This is a genomic window from Granulicella sp. L46, assembly GCF_009765785.1.
Lineage (GTDB): Bacteria > Acidobacteriota > Terriglobia > Terriglobales > Acidobacteriaceae > Granulicella.
Genome location: NZ_LMUT01000012.1, coordinates 1414481 through 1433324 on the forward strand (window position 1 = coordinate 1414481; position 18844 = coordinate 1433324).

Consider the following 18844-nt stretch of genomic DNA (forward strand, 5'->3'; position numbering starts at 1 on the left):
AAATCAGGAGGCAGTATGGCCAGGCTCATCTTCGGCATGATGCAATCTCTCGATGGCTATGTCGCCGGACCTTCCGGCGGCCCCAGTTCGGAAGGAGTCTTATCCGCGCAGGCAGCCGCCGAAATGCCGCCACCGGGCCCAACCAGCTTCCGCCATTTCGTCGACAACGTCCGCAGCCTGGACGGCATGCTCTACGGCAGACGCATCTATGAGGTCATGCGTTACTGGGATGAAGACAAGCCGGATTGGGACGACCATGAGCATGAATTCGCCGCCGCTTGGCGTCCCAAGCCAAAGTGGGTCGCCTCCCGTTCCCTGAAGTTCGTTGGCCCGAACGCCACCCTTATCCAAGGTGATGTAATCGACTTTGCCCGAAGCCTCAAGGCCGAACGAAAGGGAGACATCGACGTCGCCGGCCCCGAGATTGCCAACGTCCTCTCCGCCGCAGGTCTCATCGACGAGTACCGCCTGTACTTCCGCCCCTACATCCTTGGCGGCGGCAAACCCTACTTCGCCGGCCCTCGCCCTCCGCTCCGCCTTGTCAACCACGAGCCCATCGGAGAAGACGCAGTCCGCCTAACCTACGTCCCCGCCTGATCACGCCGACTCAACCAGGCCTGACGCACATTCATCGTTAGCAAGGAGCATCCATGTCAAAGGTTCGTGTCGCGGGGTTTGGTATTTCACTGGACGGTTTTGGAGCAGGCATCGAGCAGAGCCTGGAGTATCCGCTGGGTAAGCGAGGTCCGGAAATCTTCCAGTGGTTCTTCCCTACCAAAACATTCTGCACCATGGTCGGGAAGGAAGGCGGATCGACCGGCCTGGACGATACGTATGGACGGCGGTCGATGGAAAACTTTGGCGCGTTCATCCTTGGTCGCAACATGTTCGGTCCGGTGCGTGGCCCATGGCCGGACGACTCGTGGAAAGGATGGTGGGGGCCCAATCCGCCATACCATGCGCCCACCTTCGTTCTGACCCACTACCCGCGCGAGCCCCTCGTGATGGAAGGTGGAACGACCTTTTACTTCGTCACCAGCGGGATCGAAGAGGCACTGAGGCTCGCGAAACAAACAGCGGGCGACAAGGACGTCAAGATCGGAGGCGGTGTCTCCACTGTGCGGCAGTATCTGCAGGCAGGGTTCGTTGATTCCGTCCACCTGGCAGTTGCACCGGTTCTGCTCGGTCAAGGGGAGGCACTCCTCACCGGTCTTGATCTGCCGGCTATGGGATTCTCCGTAACAGAGCACGAGGCGACGGAACACGCGACCCACGTGGTACTCACGAGAAGCTAAATGAAGAACCCTCGCTTTTTGTTAGCTGCCCGGCCGGGTGCCCATTCATGACAGCCCCATCGTCATGATTAGGGTCTGCAGCGGCCTCTAGGTACCCCAAGGCTTTAGCCTTGGGTCTCATAACGCCAGACCGAAGCTCCTTTCCTCGTTGCCGCAGGCCGGAGTGAAGCCGCAGGCGAAACGACCAAATTGCTTTCCTCCTGCTGCCCACACGAAGTGCCGCCACGCGAAGCCACGCGGTCCGTGCAGGACCCGCTGTCCGCATCGGACAGCGTTACCATAGACAGTGTGACCACCACTCTGCTTCACCAGTCCCCCGCCGACGTCGCCACCCCACTCCTCGTAGTCTTCGTCACCGACACCGCAAGCCCCGCACCCGGAATCAAAGACTCCCCCGCCGCCCCCACCCTCCTCACCACCAACGCCGCAATCCAAACCGCCGCGACCCCCTGGCTAACCTCCGGCGACTTCAAAGCCACCCTCGGCGAGACCTTCCTCCTCCCAGCCCCCACCGGCCTCAAGGCCCAGCGCCTCCTCCTCATCGGCCTCGGTAAGGCCGACAAACTCACCCCCCACGAGCTCCGCAAGGCCGCCGGCGTAGCCATCCGCTTCGCTCGCCCCCGCACTCTCCGAACCCTCGCCCTCACCCTCCCCGAACACCCACTCCTCCCACCCGGTCCGTGCATCCGCGCCATAGCCGAAGGCGCCATCCTCGCCGATTTCGACATCGACTTCTACCGCGCCGACCGCAAAGACCTAAGCATCGAAAGCCTTACCGTCCTAACCCCCACCCCCATCACCGACGCCCTCCAAACCGCCTTCAACGAAGGCGTCATCGTAGCCGAATCCCAGAACTTCGCCCGCACCCTCATCAACGAGCCCGGCAACATCCTCACCCCCACCGAGCTAGGCAAGCGCACCGCCGCCATGGCCGCCGAATTCAACCTCGCCTGCGAAGTCCACTCCATCGAGAAAATCCTCGAGCTAAAAATGGGAGCCTTCGCGTCCGTAACCCAAGGCTCCCCGCAACCCCCCGCCCTCATAGTCCTTCGCTACGAACCCCCAACCCCACCACCCGCCAACGCGCCCGTCATCGGCCTAGTCGGCAAGGGCATCACCTTCGACACCGGCGGCATCTCCATCAAGCCCGCCGCCGACATGGACAAGATGAAATACGACATGGCCGGCGCCGCCTCGATGATCGCCTCCATGCGAGCCATCGCCCAGCTCAAGCCCAACGTCCGTGTCCTCTGCGTAATCTGCTCCTGCGAGAACATGCCCGACGGCCACGCCTTCAAACCCGGCGACGTCGTCACCGCTATGTCCGGCAAGACCATCGAAATCATGAACACCGACGCCGAAGGCCGCCTCGTCCTCGCCGACGGCCTCCACTACGCCCAAACCCTCGGCGCCACCCACCTCATCAACGCCGCCACCCTCACCGGCGCCATCGGTACCGCGCTAGGCCAAATCAACGCCGGACTCTTCAGCAACAACGACGAGACCACGGGTAAGTTTTTCTCCGCTGCCTGGAACGCAGGCGAAAAGTTCTGGCAGATGCCTTGCACCGACGACTACCGCGACCAAATCAAATCCCAAATCGCCGACATCCTCAACAGCACCGGCAGCCGCTACGGCGGAGCGACCACCGCCGCCATGTTCCTAAAAGAATTCGTAGGCGACACTCCCTGGATCCATCTCGACATAGCCGCCGTAACCTGGCTAGACGACGCCAAGCCCTGGCAATCCAAAGGCCCCAGCGGCGTAGCCATCCGCACCATCACCGAATGGATCCGCTCCTACGCCAGCTAACCCACCATGCGCCGAGTCCTCCTGCTCTTCAATCCCGCATCAGGACGCCGCCGCACCAAACGCCTGCGCACCATCGAACAAATCGCCCAAGCTCTTCGCACCCGCGGCATCGACGTCTCGACCCAACCCACCGAAGCCCCCGGCACCGCTGCCCGCCAGGCCTCCGAAGCATGCCTTCAGGGAATCGATACGATCTTCGCCTGTGGTGGCGACGGCACCATCCACGAAGTTCTTCAGGGGCTGATCTTTCATCCCGACGCCACGCTAGGCATCATCCCTCTAGGCAGCGCAAACGCACTTGCAAGACATCTGCGCCTTCCACTCGACCCAATCCGAGCAGCCCTGCAGCAGCTCGACTATCAGCCCCAAACAATCCCGCTCGGCAAAGTTACTTTCGAAACGCCGACCAGCGAAGCTTCGCGATACTTCATCGTCATGGCAGGCGCAGGCCCCGACGGCACTCTCGTATACAAGATGCTGGCAAGCGGCAAACACAGCCTCGGCCGATTGATGTACTACCTGCGCGCAGCACTCCTCTTCTCCACGCATCACTTCTCGTCTTTCACCATTACCCACACGCTTGCCGGCGCCCCAACCACACAGCAAGCCGTCAGCGCCATGTCGGTCCGCGTAGGAGATCTCGGCGGCCTTTTCAGCCCACTAATTCGCGGCGCCTCCATCGAGCATCCACACTTCACCCTGTCCATCGCTGCGGACCCAGCTCGCATCTCGCTACCCGCATGGTTCGCCCTGAGCTGGGCACATCTGCACCGCTGGAACCGCTTTGTTCAAACAGTCCACGTAGACACCTATCATTGCGGCGCTGGCAAGACCGCACGCGTGCAAGTGCAGGCGGACGGAGAATGGCTCGGCACCACCCCAATGACCGTCACACTGGTACCGGACGCGGTGCGGATTCTCATGCCGATTGGAATCCGCCTAAACTAGCTCATGCCCTTCTCAGCCACTGACCGCCTCTTCGTCCTCACCGGCGCGGGCATCTCCGCCGAAAGCGGCCTCGCCACCTTCCGCGGATCCGGAGGCCTCTGGAACGGCCATCGCGTAGAAGACGTCGCCACGCCCGAAGCCTGGCACGCCGACCCAACCCTCGTGTGGCGCTTCTACTCCATGCGCCGCCGCGACGCCCTCGCCGCCCAGCCCAACGCCGGCCACCTCGCCCTCGCCGAACTCGAACGCCAGATGCCCGGCCGCTTCTACCTCTGCACCCAGAACGTCGACGACCTCCACGAGCGCGCCGGCTCGCACCACATCCACCACATGCACGGCAGCCTTTTCCAATCCCGCTGCACCCGCTGCAACGCCCCCTTCCCCGACGCAGCCACCTACGAAACCACCCTCCCCACCTGCAAAGTCTGCGGCCACCCCGTCCGCCCGCACATCGTCTGGTTCGGCGAAATCCCCCTCGCCTTGGAAGAAATTTATGCCGAACTAGCTCGCGCCACCGCCCTCCTCGTCGTCGGAACCTCCGGCTCTGTCTACCCCGCCGCGGGCCTCGTCCACATCGCCAACCAGCGCGGCATCCGCACAATCTACGCCGGCCCTGAAGCCCCGCTAAACGCCGAAGCCTTCGACGAAATCCTCCTCGGCCCCGCCACCGAAGTCCTTCCCACCCTCGCCGCTTCCCTAAAATAATCTGATCCGTCTTCCTTCGCCGAGCACTCAAAGAGTCATTGAGCTCACCATGAATATTCAAATCAAACGCGTTTACGAAGAGCCCACCCCCAACGACGGAACGCGCATCCTCGTCGACCGCCTTTGGCCGCGAGGCCTTACGAAGGAGAAAGCCAAGGTCGATCTCTGGCTAAAGGATGTCGCCCCCAGCACCGACCTGCGCAAGTGGTTTGCCCACGATCCCGCTCGATGGACAGAATTCCAGACGCGCTATCGCGAGGAACTCAAGCACAACCCTGAGCCCCTCTCGCTCCTGAAAGAAGCAGCCGCCAAGGGACCGGCAACATTAATCTACGGCGCCCGCGACCAGCAGCACAACGAAGCCGTAGTCTTGCAAAAACTCCTGAAGTCGAAATGAATTCGCCCTTATTCCCTGCCTATGCCCACCCTCCTTCCGCGTAGCTTCTATCTCGATTCACCCGACATCGTCGCACGCAACCTGCTAGGCAAGCTCATCACCCGCAATCTCAACGGCGAGCGCCTCACCGGACGCATCACGGAAATCGAAGCCTACCTCGGCCTCTCCGATCCCGCCTCCCACTCCTTCATCGGCAAGACAGCGCGCAACGCAGTCCTCTTCGGGCCGCCCGGTTTCTCCTACGTCTATTTCATCTACGGAATGCACTACTGTCTGAACTTCTCATGCCAACCGGAAGGCGAACCCGGCGGCGTGCTCATCCGCGCCCTTCAACCCGTCGCAGGCCTCGACACGATGGCCCGCCTTCGCGGACTCGCCTCTCCCGTAAAACCAAAGCTCCTCTGCTCCGGCCCCGGCCGTCTCTGCGAGGCATTAGGAATCACCCTCGCCGAAAATGGCCTCGACGTCACCCGCGCCAAATCGCCCCTGCGCGTCCTCGACGACGGCTTTCGCCCCACCTCCATCACCGCCACCCCCCGCATAGGCATTAGCAAGGCAGTCGACATGCCCCTCCGCTTTCTCATGACCGCGCCGGACCCGGGTGCCCTATCTTCGCGACGGTCCCATCGTCACTAAAGTGGGCATCGCGCGCCAGCGCGACCGCTCCCGCCCCTGTCCAAACTCATCTTCACGACGGCCTCAAGGCTCGCATGGGAGGGCAGCCCCGCAGTGAGCTTCTAGGTACCCCAAGGCTTCAGCCTTGGGTCTCATAACGCTGGGCCGAAGGCCCTTCCTCGCTGCCGCAGGCCGGAGTGAAGCCGCAGGCGTAGCGACTAAATTGCATTCCTCCACCTCGCCACAAATCAACTCGCCGCCAAAACGTGTCAAGCCCCCTCCGACCCCTAAAACCGCCAAACCCCGCATAAACACTGGCGATTAAATCTTCAAAAACTTGGCATAGTTACCCTATCCAACTCGCTACAATAGAAGTAGACCCAAATCCACTCACAGCCCAGCACCCTCGCAAGGACAGCCACGCGAAGCCCTTCGCCGTCCGCGCAGGACCCGGGCTTTCGCATTTAACGCGGAAACGGCCAAATCCGACCGATTCCCCTCAACACCGTGCGCCCAAAAAGTATCCGGGGGGAGCCCCCACCCATGACAACCATCCCAGCACCCACCTGCCACCATCTCTTCCCCGACCACCACCGCTGCGGCTCTCCCGCCCTCCGCAACGAACCCTTCTGTTACTTCCACCACCCCGAGCGCAAACCAACGCGCGCACCCCGGCGCATCTACCGTGGTCTACCCTCGCCCTCAAGCTCCCTGAATGCACCACTTACAGCCTCTCTCTAGCCCATTCAGATACTTTGGCAACTAACCCCAACCCCCTGAGTACTTTGCGCGAAAAGTCCCGCAGGCCGAGACCTTGGCCCTTTATCCCCAAGCCTCTCAACACTTTGCGGGCAGAAGCGTGGCGCAGACTTTACTCCCTAACATCAAGCCGCTGAAGCCTTTAGCCAAAAAGTAGTACAGGAGGGTCTGGGGGGAGGGGGGCCCCCACCCTACATCGCGCTGGGCACCACAATCCCCAACCACCCCAGCACCCGAACCAACTCCCGCCGAGCCACCGCCGCGGTCGCCAGTAGCAGCATCTTCCGAGCCTCATCGGTCTCAGTCAAAATGTGATGCCGGTGATAAAAGTTATTGAACTGCTGTGCCAGCGCAAACGCATACCGCGCCAGCATAGCCGGCTCCGCCGCCGCGATCGCCTGCTCCAGCACCAGCGACAGCCGCGACGCCGTCAGCCAAACCTCCCACACACTCGTCCCCTCATCACCGACGAGCATCTCTGCCAAATCCAAATCAGCGACAGCCGCCATCGCGGCTTCTTCGCTCACACCAGCCTTACGAAAAATATTCGCCGCCCGCACAGCAGCATACTGCGCATACGGCCCCGTCTCTCCATCGAACGCCAGCGCATCCTGGTAGTCGAACGCGATCACCGTATTGCGCGTAAACCGCAGCAGGAAAAACCGCAGCGCGCCCACACCAATCGCCTCAGCAATCTGCGCACGCTCGGCTTCCTCCAACTCCGGATGCCGCGCTTCCACTTCCTTTCGCGCAGCCGCAATCATGCGATCGATCAAATCATCGGCCTTCACGCCGAAGCCCTTGCGTCCGCTCACCTCAATAAAATTCTTAGCCTTATCTTCATCGCTCAGCACATAGCCAAGATCTTCCGCAGTCCGCGCAGTCAGCCCCACAAACGCATAGTTCAAATGCGTGTACCGATCGCTCTCATCGACATAACTCAGCGCCCGCAACGACTCCTTCACCTGCGTCTGAGGATCATCCTGTCGCGAATCGATCACGTTATAAATCGCGTCCGCATGCCCGAAGCTCGGATGAGGATCTTCACCATGCGTAGTCGAAATCCAGCAAGTATGTGTCGCATACTCGCGAAATTTCGCATACCCAAAATCTTTCCCCAGCAGCCCATACTTCCAAAGGTGATACGCAATGTCCTTCCCCACATACGTCACGGTCCCATTCGACCGCACAATAATCTTCGCGTCCTCGTCTGGTCCACTCTCCGACAACTCAACACCAGCAGCCGCCGAGATCGCCCGCCGCATCACCCAGCAACCCTTGTTCTTCCCTTCCGTCTCGAGATACAGCACACCGCGCTCCACCATCAGCGCGCGCGCAGTCTCCCAGAAGTGTAAGTGCAGAATCTCGCTCTCGCGCGGCAGAAAGTCATACTCAATCCCCAACCGCTCCATCGTCTCCAAATGCCGCCGCAGCACACCAGTAGCGATCAGCTCCGCGATCTCTGCCTTCTCATTTCCACCAGCCTCAATCGCATGCAGTGTATCCAACCGCAGCTGCCGACGCTCCCCCACGCGCGGCGCATCCGCCTCATACCACTGCGAAACCTCCGCATACAGATCCCAGCATGCATAATCCAACCGCTTGCCCGCGGCCTGCAACTCCGCCATCCACGCGCGCACATCCGCCAACGACATACCCTGCAACTCCGTCATCGCCACCACAATATCGGCCACCTGCACGCCAGTGTTGTCGATGTAGTTCTGCACGCCGGTATCCCAACCAGCCTTGTACTCATCCTTCTTCAGCATCCGCGCAAAGCTGTCGCCCAGGATCGCGTTCCGCAGATGCCCTACATGCGCAGCCTTGTTGGGATTGATACTCGTATGCTCGACCAGCCGAAACCCACCGCCGCCCACCGCCGCATGTTCATCCGCCGCCATGCGCTTCACCATCGCCGCGCGATCCAGCTTCACATTCAAATAACCCGCGCCGGCAATCTCCACCGCAGCCACACCGGGAGTTGCGGCCAACTCCGCCTGCAACTCCTGTGCAATCGCACGCGGAGCCTTCTTCAGCCGCTTCGCCAACTCGAAAGCAACCGGAAGCGCCATCTCTCCAAACTCAATCTTCGGCGGCAACTCGACCGCAAGATTCGCCAGCGAAATCTCGTAGCGCTCCATCAACAGCGCCTCGATCCGTGCCTGCAACTGCAATTGCAATGTTCTATACATGATTGTCTTTCTGAACCTTTAGCTAAACGTCCAAGCATCGCAACGCAGAAACTGCACACCCAAAGCGCTAGCGCTTGAACGAGAACTTCTTATGCGCAAAGTAGCTGTAGCACGCAATGATTACCGAGTTCACAATCCCCGCCAGAAACGGAGCGTAGGGATGCGTCAACGCAGGCACCAGAAACGCCTTGGTCGCCAACGGCAGAATGATCAACTCCGCTGGCGTACTGATTCCATACACGGCGAAACACTTCAACCATTCTTTTAAATAGTTGCCTTTTGTGCGAAACACAAAATGCTTGTAGCAGAGAAACGCGACCGTGATCGCCAGGGGCTTCGACACGATTTGCGCAATATCCGCGATCAGCGGTTTCCCGTGGTGCGGGAGCAGATACCCGAACAGGATCACAAATCCCGAATAAAGCCCCAGTGAGATCAGCGTATTGGATCCGCCGACGAGCAGGAATCGAATGACCTCGCCCGACGGCAAAACCCGCCGAAGCGCAGCAAAAGGGCCATGTGCGCTGGGATCGGGCGGCGTCTCGGCTTCGAGTAGGGAGGGTTTGTGGCTGGACAACACACCTCTTATTCTAGCCGCAACTCGCGAGGCGCGAACACAAACTCGCTCCCTCGATCGTCGCTTCGCATTTGGTTGTATCGTCAACCTCAGAACAAAATGATTTCCTCGACGCGGCCAGACCCCAACTTGTCCCCCAGGCTTCTTCCGCCCTGGTCCATTCACCTTGCCGTGGTCGCATTAGCCGTCCTCACACTTCTCCTCAACGGCTATCACCCGTTGGCCGAAGACGGTGGCCTCTACGTAGCAGGCGTACAACTAACTCTCAACCCAACCCTGTTCCCTCACTACACCGTCTTCGTCAGTGAGCACCTACACTTCTCCGTCTTCGCCCCCGTCCTCGCCTTCCTAGTCCACCTGACCCACTTCTCACTAGCCTGGGTTTTGCTGCTCACCGATCTCTTCAGCCTTTGGCTTACCTTCTACGCTGCTCATCGCATCTTGCGACACGCCATCTCCAGCGAACCCGCGCGCTTCGCCGGCCTCTGCCTTCTCGCTGCCTTCTGGACCCTCCCCATCGCAGGCACCTCGTTACTACTGATGGACCCATACGTCACCGCGCGCAGCCTCTCCACACCGCTCTCCCTGCTGGCCGTTGCCTTCGCCCTTGAGGACCGTCCCAGCTTCCACCCACTCGTCTGGTCTACCCTCTGCCTCATCCTCGCAGCAGCCTTCCACCCTCTGATGGCCGCGTACGCCTTCGCCTTCGTCCTCGTCCTGCGCCTCTCCCACCTGCGCCGGCGTTACATCGCCTACGCAATCCTCGCGCTCTCCGCACTCACGCTCGCGACGATTCTTCAAACCATCGCCCCCACCGAAACCCCCACCATCATCGCCGCGGAGAAATCCCGTTATTACTGGTTCCTCTCCCAATGGCAATGGTTTGAGCTCCTCGGACTCGTCGGTCCGCTAGCCGTTCTCGCCGCGCTGCTCACCCGCTATCGCAAGCAATCCGACCCACTCAACGCCGCCGCTGCCGCTCTCTGCCGCGCCTGCATCGCCATCGGATGCATCGCAACCCTCGTCGCCCTTCTCTTCGCGCACGAAGGCAGTCGTTCCCACCTCGTGGCCCGCATGCAGCCTCTGCGCGTCTTCCTTCTCATCTACGCGATCATGACCCTACTCCTCGGCGCAACCCTCACCGAGATCGCGCTCGAAACCCGCCGCCGCCTGCAATCGCAAGTCGGCCGCACTGCACTCGCAGTCCTACCCGCGATCCTCATCCTGGCCCTCGCCGGCACCATGTTCTACGTGCAGCGCCAGACCTTCCCCACGTCCGAGCACCTCGAGTTCCCCTGGCTCGCGCAGCAGAATCCCAACCCCTGGGTTCAGGCCTTTCTCTGGGCTCGCGACAATACCCCACCCGACGCACTCTTCGCCCTCGACACCAAGTACGTCAACGAGGACGGCGAAGACGCGCAAACCTTCCGCCCCATCGCTCTCCGCAGCGCCGTCCCTGACTTCTCCAAGGACGGCGGCGAAGCGGCCATCACACCCTCCCTCGCCACGCAATGGCTACAGGGAGCGGACGCCCAAACCAACCTCTCCACCGAAACCGACGCCGTCCGCGATGCGCGTCTACTCCCCCTCGGCGTTACCTGGATGGTTCTTCACGCCGCAGCTCCAACCGCGCACGAATGCCCTTATAACAATGGCGTCATCAAGGTGTGCAGCCTCGTAGCTGCGCGCCCGTGACCCTCCTGCCCGCGGTCAGTTTCCGCCCGACGCAGCAACCGCCGGCGCGGTCTTAAGCACCACGCTCTCCTGGTCTTTACTCTCGAACTGGGTATAAAACTTGCGCAGGCTGTCATAGTCCTTCGGCATGACCAGCAACTCACCCTGAATGTAGTTCCGTCGCGTAGTAAAACCTTTTGCATCGCCGGTAATCGCAAGGGTGTAAGCCTCCTGCTTCGGAAGATCGAACCTCGCCGTGTCGGGCAGCGCTTCCACACTCATCGTCGCCGGCAAATTAATTCGCTGTGCATCCTGCACATACCGGGGATAGTGGAAATAGACAGACTGCTGCCGCTTTACATCGGCGAAGGGCGCCGACTCGCCACTCAGGAAGATATCCGAGGGCACAAGGACGCGTTTTCCCGTACGCGTTCCCAGCGTTCCAGTCACATCGTAGCTCACCTTCAACGGCTGCTCATAATCCGCAACATTTTCTATCTTGTCGACCTTTACCTGCAGCGACCTCGGCACCATGTCTTCCAGATGCGTCCGCAGCGCGTGGTTCAGACTCTCCTCGTCCCCGCTCAATGCCCTATGCCGCCACTCCACTGCGTTCGCTCCCATAAAGGCCAGATCGATCGTGCCCGTAATCTGGCCGGCCTCATCCATCTTCAAGTTCGCCACCCGTGTCAGTTCGTTGAATTTGTAGTCGTCGCTGGAAGTTCCGCCAAATTCAGTGCCCTTATCGAACTGTCGCAAACCCTGCACCAAGGTATGCTCCCACGCAAGGTGACCATAGGCACAGTATCTGCATCCCGGATCGAAGTACTTCTCTGTGCCGTCCACATTGACAATCGCAATCACGTCGTCGAACTGTCGAAAGCTCAGCCAGCCCTGAAGAAAGAGCTCCTCGCTTCTATCCGGCACCAGCATTAGGTAAGCCTTCATACCCGCCGCCCTCGCCATTCCCACAAACAGCTGGGTGATCTGTGTCTCGCTGCCTCGTTTGTGGTTCAGCACGTCGGCTGCGTTCTTTATCTGATGGCCGCCCTCGGCTTTATCTTCTTGCTTATCGTGAGCTCGGGTGTAACGCGTATTTTCCAGCTGCATCACCGCCGCATAAATCTTTTGCAGCTTCTGATCATCGCTCGTAGCTCCAACGGTAATGTCCGCCGTCTTCTTCTTCAGATCCGAGTTCGGATCTGCGAAGGAGTCCATTCCCTTCGACCAGTCCTTGCCTTCATCCTTCCACCACTCTGCTGCCGTATGTTCCGCCGTGAAGTTGAACAGAACCCGGTAGCTGAAACTCGCGATAGGAGGCATATAGGCCTCTTTCACCTCCGGCGGAACATCCTTAATCGTCAACTCGAAGACCTGAATTGGTTCATGCGTAAATTCGGAATGCGGGACATCGCGACGCTCGATTTTGGCATCCGCCGGAAGTATCGGAAGCCAGGTAATCGTCGTAATACTGCCGTGACTATCTTCAAGTTCCCTGGATGTCGGGTACCAAATGTAATGCGCCTGCTTCACATACAAGTCTCCCTGGATGATCCATTGGGGTGCCTCATAAATGTTATCGGCGATCCGCGTTGCATAGCGGTACTCAATAATGCTTCCCACCTCAACATCCGGCAGCGTGAACACTCTCTCCTGCACCTTCACGTCCTGGGCCTTCTCCAGTACTTTCAGATAGGGCTTGCCCGTGAAAGGAATGATCGTGCCATCCGCGTGGATCGTCCGTCCTGTAATGTCTTCCAGCGTCTTGTCATCGCCAGTGAGGGACGATTCGTTCTGTGCGACGGTGACAAAGGGTAGCGTCACATTCGCATACTTCTCCCCATCTTTGGTCAGAATCTTGATGCGTTCGTAATGGAACACTCCGTGAAGATCGTCCTTGGTACTCTCTTCACGATTCAGCACCACCGCTGCCGCTCCTGGGTATCCCGGCAACGAGGTCATCGATAGCTCTTCCGGCGTCGGTGGCATGAAACTCGCCTGTTGCGCACACGCCACGCCGCTCACTGCCACGGCCGTCAATATCCATGCACCGATCGTTCTCGTCGTCATCGCCAGCCGTTCACTCCCTCTTAGTCTGTGTCCTTTAGTTTCCGCGCTTCAAAATTGCCTGACTGTCTTCATCCGCAGCAATAGCTGCCGCCAGTTGCTGTACCGCTTCATACTTTGTCGCCGGCACCGTCACCTGTCTCACGGTGTAGGTCCGGCTATAGTGCAATACGCGCCCATGCAACTCAGTTGAGCTCACATAGCTCGCAAATCCAACGTCGATCTTGACCGGATCCGGCAGTTCATCCACCACGTACCCCTGTGGCAGCTCGATGTCATACTCATCGGTGCCCTGCATCGTCTGCTCCAGATCGATCTCCACATGGCGGGGCTTACGATCCACGTCCAGCCCATAACTTCCCAGCACTCGCGGCCGAACCATCAGCAGTGGCCCCGTAAAACTCGCGAAGTGGCTCGCCTGCAAATCGAACGTGGTCGTCAAATCCTTGTTGAGGGCATCCACATTCTCCACCTTCAAACCAGTCATCGACGCCCCCGTAAAATCCTGCGCGATTACCCGGTTCATATACTCTGTCTGCTTCTTTTCGCCCTCGCTTGAGAACACCTGCCGCCTCGTCTCCGCCAGATCCCCGAACCGCAGGTCCGTAACCGATCCCTTCAGCGTCCCATCCGCACTCAGCTCAAACTTCCCTGAGCGCCGGATCGTGTTCAGCTTCGGATCCATCACCGGCAGCTCGATGATCTGGCTATCCTTGCCTTCCATCAGCACGCCATAGCTGCCCTGCAGGTTGTCCTCCAGCTGCCCGAACGGTGTCATATCCCACGTCGGATCAAAAATCAGATACCGCCTGCCCGTCTTCGCCGTCACCACACTGTGCAGCTTCGCCGATTCATACCCATTCGGAATTTCGATCGCCGCAATCATGTGGTCGCCCCAGATCGAAGGCGCATCCGGATCGATCACGCCCCGCTCTACATCCACCATCAGCAACGCGCTATGAATCCCTACGCTCGAGAGCATCGCCGACAGCAATGTCGCCTTGTCCTTGCAGTCACCATACCGTCCACGATAGATATCCTCCGCCGCATGAGGCTGATAGCCGCCAACTCCCATCTTGATCGCGACGTATCGGATCTTTTGCTGCACGAACTCTCCGATAGCCTCTGCCTTGTCGAAGAAATCCGTCTTACCCGCCGTCAACTCTGCAGCCTTCGCCGCGATGTCTGGCGCAGACTCCACTCGGCCGCGCTCCAATCCCTCATACCACTCGCCAATGCCCTGCCACGTGCCATCCTGCGGCTCCATCAATCCGGGCCCTGCATAGTGCACCGTCATGCGCGCCGCCTGGGATCCCTCACCCGGCGCCATCGGTACGTGATCCAGGTCAATCGCCGACTCGTTATTCATCTCCCAGCGATAGGAATGATTTTCCAGATCGATCCCATCCACCTTCGCATGCCGAGCCCACGTCGTTGTGTACGTGTAGCCCGGAGGTAGCGCCAGTGTGAAGCTTTGTTGGATTCGCGGGAGATCGTCCTGAAAGCCCCAATTCGTCTCTGCCAGGTACGGCCGCTCGCGCTTCTCGTACTCATATGCGATGATGCCGCCCGGATCCCGTCCCGGCGGATCCGCGGCCTTCGCCCTGTCATCCGAGTACAACTCCCCACTCCCCCCGGGCGCTCCTAGATCCACAATCTCGTTGTCCTTCATCGTGTACTCGTGACCTGCCGCGTCAATGCTCCACACATGCAGCGAAAGTACCTTCGAGTCCTTGTCGTACGACACCCACGGGTACCCATAATCCCGTCCCTGCGGCCGCAGAATCTTCACCACCCTGCGCACATGCTCAACCGCCTGCCCCTTCTGGTCGACCGTATACGTCGTCTCCTCGAGCAGCACCACCGCCTTGGGATTTCCGTGGAACTCCGGTAGCTTCTGTTGCGCCGCCGTCTTCACCCAATCCGGCACCGGCTGCGACCCAAAAAGGTTTCCAGCCCGCGCTCGAACACCACTCCCGAGCGCCACCGCGCCCACCAACAGAATCGCCAGTCGACCGCCCGCGCGACCGCGATCTACTGCAACTCTCGACTGCATGGCGGCAGCTCTGTGTGTCCCGCCTCCCACTTTCATGGAGACCCGCTAGGTAAGAGATTTAGTGGTTGATTTATACGTGTCTTCTCGGCGCCATGCAAGTCCGAATCGAATTCCACCGCCACCGCAACGAATACTGCCCTTCGTGCTACCTTAATCAAGGAGCGAGCGGGTAGCTCAGTTGGTAGAGCATCGCCCTTTTAAGGCGTTGGTCCTGGGTTCGAGCCCCAGCCCGCTCACCACCTCACCATCCCACCTACAAATGAGCGCAATAGTCTCTGCAGCAGGCAGGAGTAGCCCTCGTCCTCACCGACGAGCCCGAACACTGACTTCGCGCTCTTATTCGCTCGCCTTCAGCTTACGCACGATGTTCGACGTAGAAAATCCCTCGACCGTCGGCACAATCTCCACGCGTCCTCCGGCGGCAATCACCTCTTCATGCCCCACGACCGTCTCGATGGAATAATCCCCACCCTTCACCAGCACGTCTGGCCTCACCGCCCGAATCAGCTCCAGCGGCGTGTCTTCCTCGAACACCACCACCGCATCCACCGCCGCCAGCGCTGCCATCACTCGTGCGCGTTCGTTTTCTCCCACCACCGGTCGCGTCGGCCCCTTCAGCCGGCACACACTCGCATCGGCATTCAATCCCAGCACCAGCTTCGTCCCAAATCGGTGGCACTCTTCCAGCAGCGTCACATGCCCCACGTGCAGCAGATCGAAACACCCGTTCGTGAACACGATCGTCTCGCCCGCAGCTCTCCACTCCGCCACGCGCTTGGCCAGCCGCTCGCCATTCAACACCTTCTCGTCGCCGCGAATTCCGCTCGACGGCGTCATCGCCGCCACCAGCTCATGCCCCGCGATCGGTACCGTGCCCATCTTGCCCACAACGATCCCCGCTGCCAAATTCGCCAGCTCCACCGCTGTCTCAATCTTCAACCCACCAGCCAGTGCCGCGGCCAGCGTAGCAATCACCGTATCGCCCGCGCCCGACACGTCAAACACCTCGCGAGCCCGAGCCGGCGAATGATACGACCCGCCATCCCACAGCACGCGAATCCCCTTCTCGCTCATCGTCACCGTCAGATACTTCAGCCCACACTTCTCGCGCTGCGCTTCGCCAGCCTCCAGCAACGCTGCGAGCAGATGCGAACTCACGCCGGTCGCCAGCGCCAACTCCTGCAGGTTCGGACACACCATCGTCGCCCCCGCATACTTACCAAAGTCTGGAGTCTTCGGATCAGCCAGCACGGGAATCCCCGCCACCTTCGCCGCCGCAATCACTGCCGCGCACAACTCCGCCGACACCGCACCCTTCGCATAATCCGACAACACCACCGCGTGCACCTTGCTGACCAGCTGCTCCGCAAGCTCCCGCAGCCGCTGCTGATCCTCCGCACCCGGCGCGTCTTTGCTTTCGATGTCCAGCCGCAGCAACTGCTGCTGCCGCCCCACAATCCGCGTCTTCGAGATCGTCGGCAGCTTCGTCGTCACCACCCCCACCGTATCGATTCCCGCAGCCTCCACCAGCGCGGCCAGCTCGTCCTTATCCTTGTCCTCACCCCAGAATCCCGCGAGCACCGCCTGGCACCCGAGCCCCGCCAGGTTCATCGCCACATTCGCCGCACCGCCCGCACGCTCATAGTGCTGCGCATGCCGCAGCACCGGCACCGGAGCCTCCGGAGAAATCCGATCCACCTCACCCAGGATGTAGCGGTCGAGCATTAAATCCCCAACCACCAACACCTTCAGGTGTCCAAACCCGCCCTCCAACAATCCCAGAACCGCATGTGTCTCCGGCAGCATCGTCGTCTCAACTTTCCCCAACCATCATCGCACCACAAGTTCTCAGTTCTCAGATGTCAGTTCTCAGTTGTGAGCGATCGCTTTGCCTTCACTAAGAACTGAGAACTGTGAGCGCACCACCCCCATCACCTCATCCACCCCGATCGACATCAAGCACTTCTTCTGCTGCTCAATGCACGTCTCCAGCCCACACCCCCAGCACTCCACCCGGTGATACACCACCTGGTGCTGCTTCCCAAACGGAAACCACTGCCGCGGAATATTCCGTGCCGCAAAGATCGCCACCACCGGCGTCCCCACCGCCGCCGCCAGGTGCATCGGCCCGCTGTCATGCCCGACAAACAGCCGCGCCCGCGCAATCGCCGCTGCACTCTCCCGAGGCGTCAGCGCCCCACAAAGATTTACCACCATCCCACCACCATTCGCCCGCCAACCCTCCGCCGCAAACTCACTCGCCTCACTCTCCTCCTCCGCTCCCAACAGCAGCAGCGCCCTCCCGGGAAACTCCACCGCCATCTTTCCCAGCAGCGCCCGCCAGTTGTCCGAGCCCCAATCCTTCGCCTGCACCTTCGTCCCAACACTCACCGCAATGGACTCCACCGCCAGCGCCTCACCACCAATCGCCTGCGCCGCACGCTCCCGCTCCTCCGCGCTCAAATGCAGATCCCAGCTAGCCGGATCATTCAGCCTTCCGGGATCGGCAATATCCCCCACCGCGGCCAGTTGCCCGATACACCGCGCCAGTCGCCCCGCCTCCGGCTCCAAATGACCATCGCCCATCGCATGATCTTTCCCGCCCGTCGCCGCGCCATAATAGTTCCGCTGCATCCCCTCCGTCAGTGGAACCCCAACGATCCGCCTCACACCACAAAGCCGAAAGAACGCCTCATCCCTCTGCGCCGCCTTCACCCCGCGCGGCGCTGCCAAATACACCAGCACTTGCGGCCTCCAGCGAACGATCGACCACCAAACCCCCAGCAGCTCCCCCACACTCCGCGTCCCCACCTCGTAGCGCATATACCCTTGCACCAGCCCCGACCCCTCCAAAATCGCCGCAGCCGCCGGCGCCTTCGAGCTCACCGGCACATTCGTCAGCATCCGCCGCTCCGCCTCCGGAAACGCTCTCGCCACCAGGTGCAGCGCCGGCAGCGCCACCAGCATATCGCCCAGGCTTCCCAGCCGATACACCAGCACCCTCCGCGTAGTCCTCTTTCCCATGCCTCCAGTGTCGCATTTCACACTGTATCCACACCACACACGTGCGCCGCCCCCGCCCCTACCATCTTCGCCGCGCCTCCGTTATCCTTGCTATCACGCCTCATGCTTGTCGCCTCCCACATCGTCTCTCTTCAAGACCAGTTCACCGCGCACGGCCACAACCCCTCGTCCCCGGCCCCGGCACCTTCCTCGCCCTTCGAACAAGTCGTCCTCGACCAGCATCGCGCCAACTACGATCTCTGGCACCGCGAAGACGAAGCTCGCGACCCCGACGCCTCCGACGCCACCATCGTCCAGGTCAAGCACGATATCGATCGCCTCAACCAACTCCGCAACGATCTAGCCGAGCAGATCGACATTGCCCTCCTTGAGCTCTCACCCGACAGTTCGGCCGCTCCCCTCCACTCCGAGTCCCCCGGCCTCATCATCGACCGCCTGTCCATCCTCGCGCTCAAAATCTTTCACACCGAAGAGCAGCTTCACCGCTCCACCCCCGATCACCAGCACCGCAACCAATCCCGGCTCGCCGTCTTGAACGAACAGCGTACAGACCTCGCAACCTGCCTCGACATCCTCTGGTCGGATGTGCTCGCCGGCCGCCGCCGTTTCAAGCTCTACCGCCAACTTAAGATGTATAACGACCCCACACTTAACCCCGTTCTCTACAACCGTTCCCCACTCGACGATCCAGCCTGACGATCTATCGGGTACACTCGTGTTTGA

16 protein-coding genes and 1 tRNA gene are annotated in these 18844 nt (G+C 60.5%); 11 read left to right on the plus strand and 6 right to left on the minus strand.

Going from position 1 to position 18844, the window contains the following annotated elements:
• Positions 1-15 precede the first annotated feature (15 nt).
• From GSQ80_RS15285 to GSQ80_RS15320, 8 genes are all read left to right on the plus strand, one after another.
• Complete coding sequence (locus GSQ80_RS15285) at positions 16-597, plus strand: dihydrofolate reductase family protein (RefSeq protein WP_158788423.1); 582 nt, start codon at positions 16-18, stop codon at positions 595-597.
• Between the two features lie 53 nt (positions 598-650).
• Entirely contained in the window at positions 651-1295 is a 645-nt protein-coding gene (locus GSQ80_RS15290) for a dihydrofolate reductase family protein (protein ID WP_158788424.1), read from the plus strand.
• A gap of 288 nt (positions 1296-1583) precedes the next feature.
• Complete coding sequence (locus GSQ80_RS15295; RefSeq protein ID WP_158788425.1) at positions 1584-3107, plus strand: leucyl aminopeptidase; 1524 nt, start codon at positions 1584-1586, stop codon at positions 3105-3107.
• A 6-nt stretch (positions 3108-3113) separates the two neighbouring features.
• The gene (locus GSQ80_RS15300; protein WP_158788426.1) at positions 3114-4055 is read left to right on the plus strand and encodes a diacylglycerol kinase family protein; all 942 of its coding nucleotides are present in this window, start codon (positions 3114-3116) and stop codon (positions 4053-4055) included.
• Between the two features lie 3 nt (positions 4056-4058).
• The gene (locus tag GSQ80_RS15305) at positions 4059-4760 is read left to right on the plus strand and encodes an NAD-dependent deacylase (RefSeq protein ID WP_158788427.1); all 702 of its coding nucleotides are present in this window, start codon (positions 4059-4061) and stop codon (positions 4758-4760) included.
• 49 nt (positions 4761-4809) lie between these two features.
• Positions 4810-5157, plus strand: coding sequence for a DUF488 domain-containing protein (locus tag GSQ80_RS15310; protein ID WP_158788428.1), 348 nt, complete (start codon positions 4810-4812; stop codon positions 5155-5157).
• Positions 5158-5178: 21 nt separating this feature from the next.
• Complete coding sequence (locus GSQ80_RS15315; protein WP_158788429.1) at positions 5179-5793, plus strand: DNA-3-methyladenine glycosylase; 615 nt, start codon at positions 5179-5181, stop codon at positions 5791-5793.
• Positions 5794-6315: 522 nt separating this feature from the next.
• Positions 6316-6513: a hypothetical protein gene (locus GSQ80_RS15320; protein ID WP_158788430.1), complete on the plus strand. Its 198-nt coding sequence runs from the start codon at positions 6316-6318 to the stop codon at positions 6511-6513.
• Positions 6514-6722: 209 nt separating this feature from the next.
• On the opposite strand, the gene GSQ80_RS15325 is transcribed toward GSQ80_RS15320, so the two are convergent.
• Both GSQ80_RS15325 and GSQ80_RS15330 read right to left on the minus strand, forming a co-directional pair.
• A complete protein-coding gene (locus GSQ80_RS15325; RefSeq protein ID WP_158788431.1) occupies positions 6723-8723 on the minus strand; it encodes an arginine--tRNA ligase in 2001 nt (666 codons plus the stop codon).
• A gap of 67 nt (positions 8724-8790) precedes the next feature.
• The gene (locus GSQ80_RS15330) at positions 8791-9300 is read right to left on the minus strand and encodes a GtrA family protein (RefSeq protein WP_158788432.1); all 510 of its coding nucleotides are present in this window, start codon (positions 9298-9300) and stop codon (positions 8791-8793) included.
• A 99-nt stretch (positions 9301-9399) separates the two neighbouring features.
• Between GSQ80_RS15330 and GSQ80_RS15335 the strand changes: the two genes are divergently transcribed.
• Entirely contained in the window at positions 9400-10995 is a 1596-nt protein-coding gene (locus GSQ80_RS15335; protein WP_158788433.1) for a hypothetical protein, read from the plus strand.
• A gap of 15 nt (positions 10996-11010) precedes the next feature.
• On the opposite strand, the gene GSQ80_RS15340 is transcribed toward GSQ80_RS15335, so the two are convergent.
• Entirely contained in the window at positions 11011-13044 is a 2034-nt protein-coding gene (locus tag GSQ80_RS15340) for a DUF3857 domain-containing protein (RefSeq protein WP_158788434.1), read from the minus strand.
• A gap of 34 nt (positions 13045-13078) precedes the next feature.
• Positions 13079-15097 carry a DUF3857 and transglutaminase domain-containing protein gene (locus GSQ80_RS15345; protein ID WP_158788435.1) on the minus strand — a complete coding sequence of 673 codons (2019 nt, stop codon included), beginning with the start codon at positions 15095-15097 and terminating at the stop codon, positions 13079-13081.
• A gap of 163 nt (positions 15098-15260) precedes the next feature.
• Here GSQ80_RS15345 and GSQ80_RS15350 point away from each other — a divergent pair.
• Positions 15261-15336, plus strand: a tRNA-Lys gene (locus GSQ80_RS15350).
• 97 nt (positions 15337-15433) lie between these two features.
• On the opposite strand, the gene rfaE1 is transcribed toward GSQ80_RS15350, so the two are convergent.
• Together rfaE1 and GSQ80_RS23775 are read right to left on the minus strand one after the other, a co-directional pair.
• Positions 15434-16903 carry a D-glycero-beta-D-manno-heptose-7-phosphate kinase gene (rfaE1, locus tag GSQ80_RS15355; protein WP_158788436.1) on the minus strand — a complete coding sequence of 490 codons (1470 nt, stop codon included), beginning with the start codon at positions 16901-16903 and terminating at the stop codon, positions 15434-15436.
• Between the two features lie 63 nt (positions 16904-16966).
• The gene (locus tag GSQ80_RS23775; RefSeq protein WP_158788437.1) at positions 16967-18121 is read right to left on the minus strand and encodes a glycosyltransferase family 9 protein; all 1155 of its coding nucleotides are present in this window, start codon (positions 18119-18121) and stop codon (positions 16967-16969) included.
• Positions 18122-18223: 102 nt separating this feature from the next.
• Between GSQ80_RS23775 and GSQ80_RS15365 the strand changes: the two genes are divergently transcribed.
• The gene (locus GSQ80_RS15365; RefSeq protein WP_158788438.1) at positions 18224-18817 is read left to right on the plus strand and encodes a DUF4254 domain-containing protein; all 594 of its coding nucleotides are present in this window, start codon (positions 18224-18226) and stop codon (positions 18815-18817) included.
• Positions 18818-18844 lie beyond the last annotated feature (27 nt).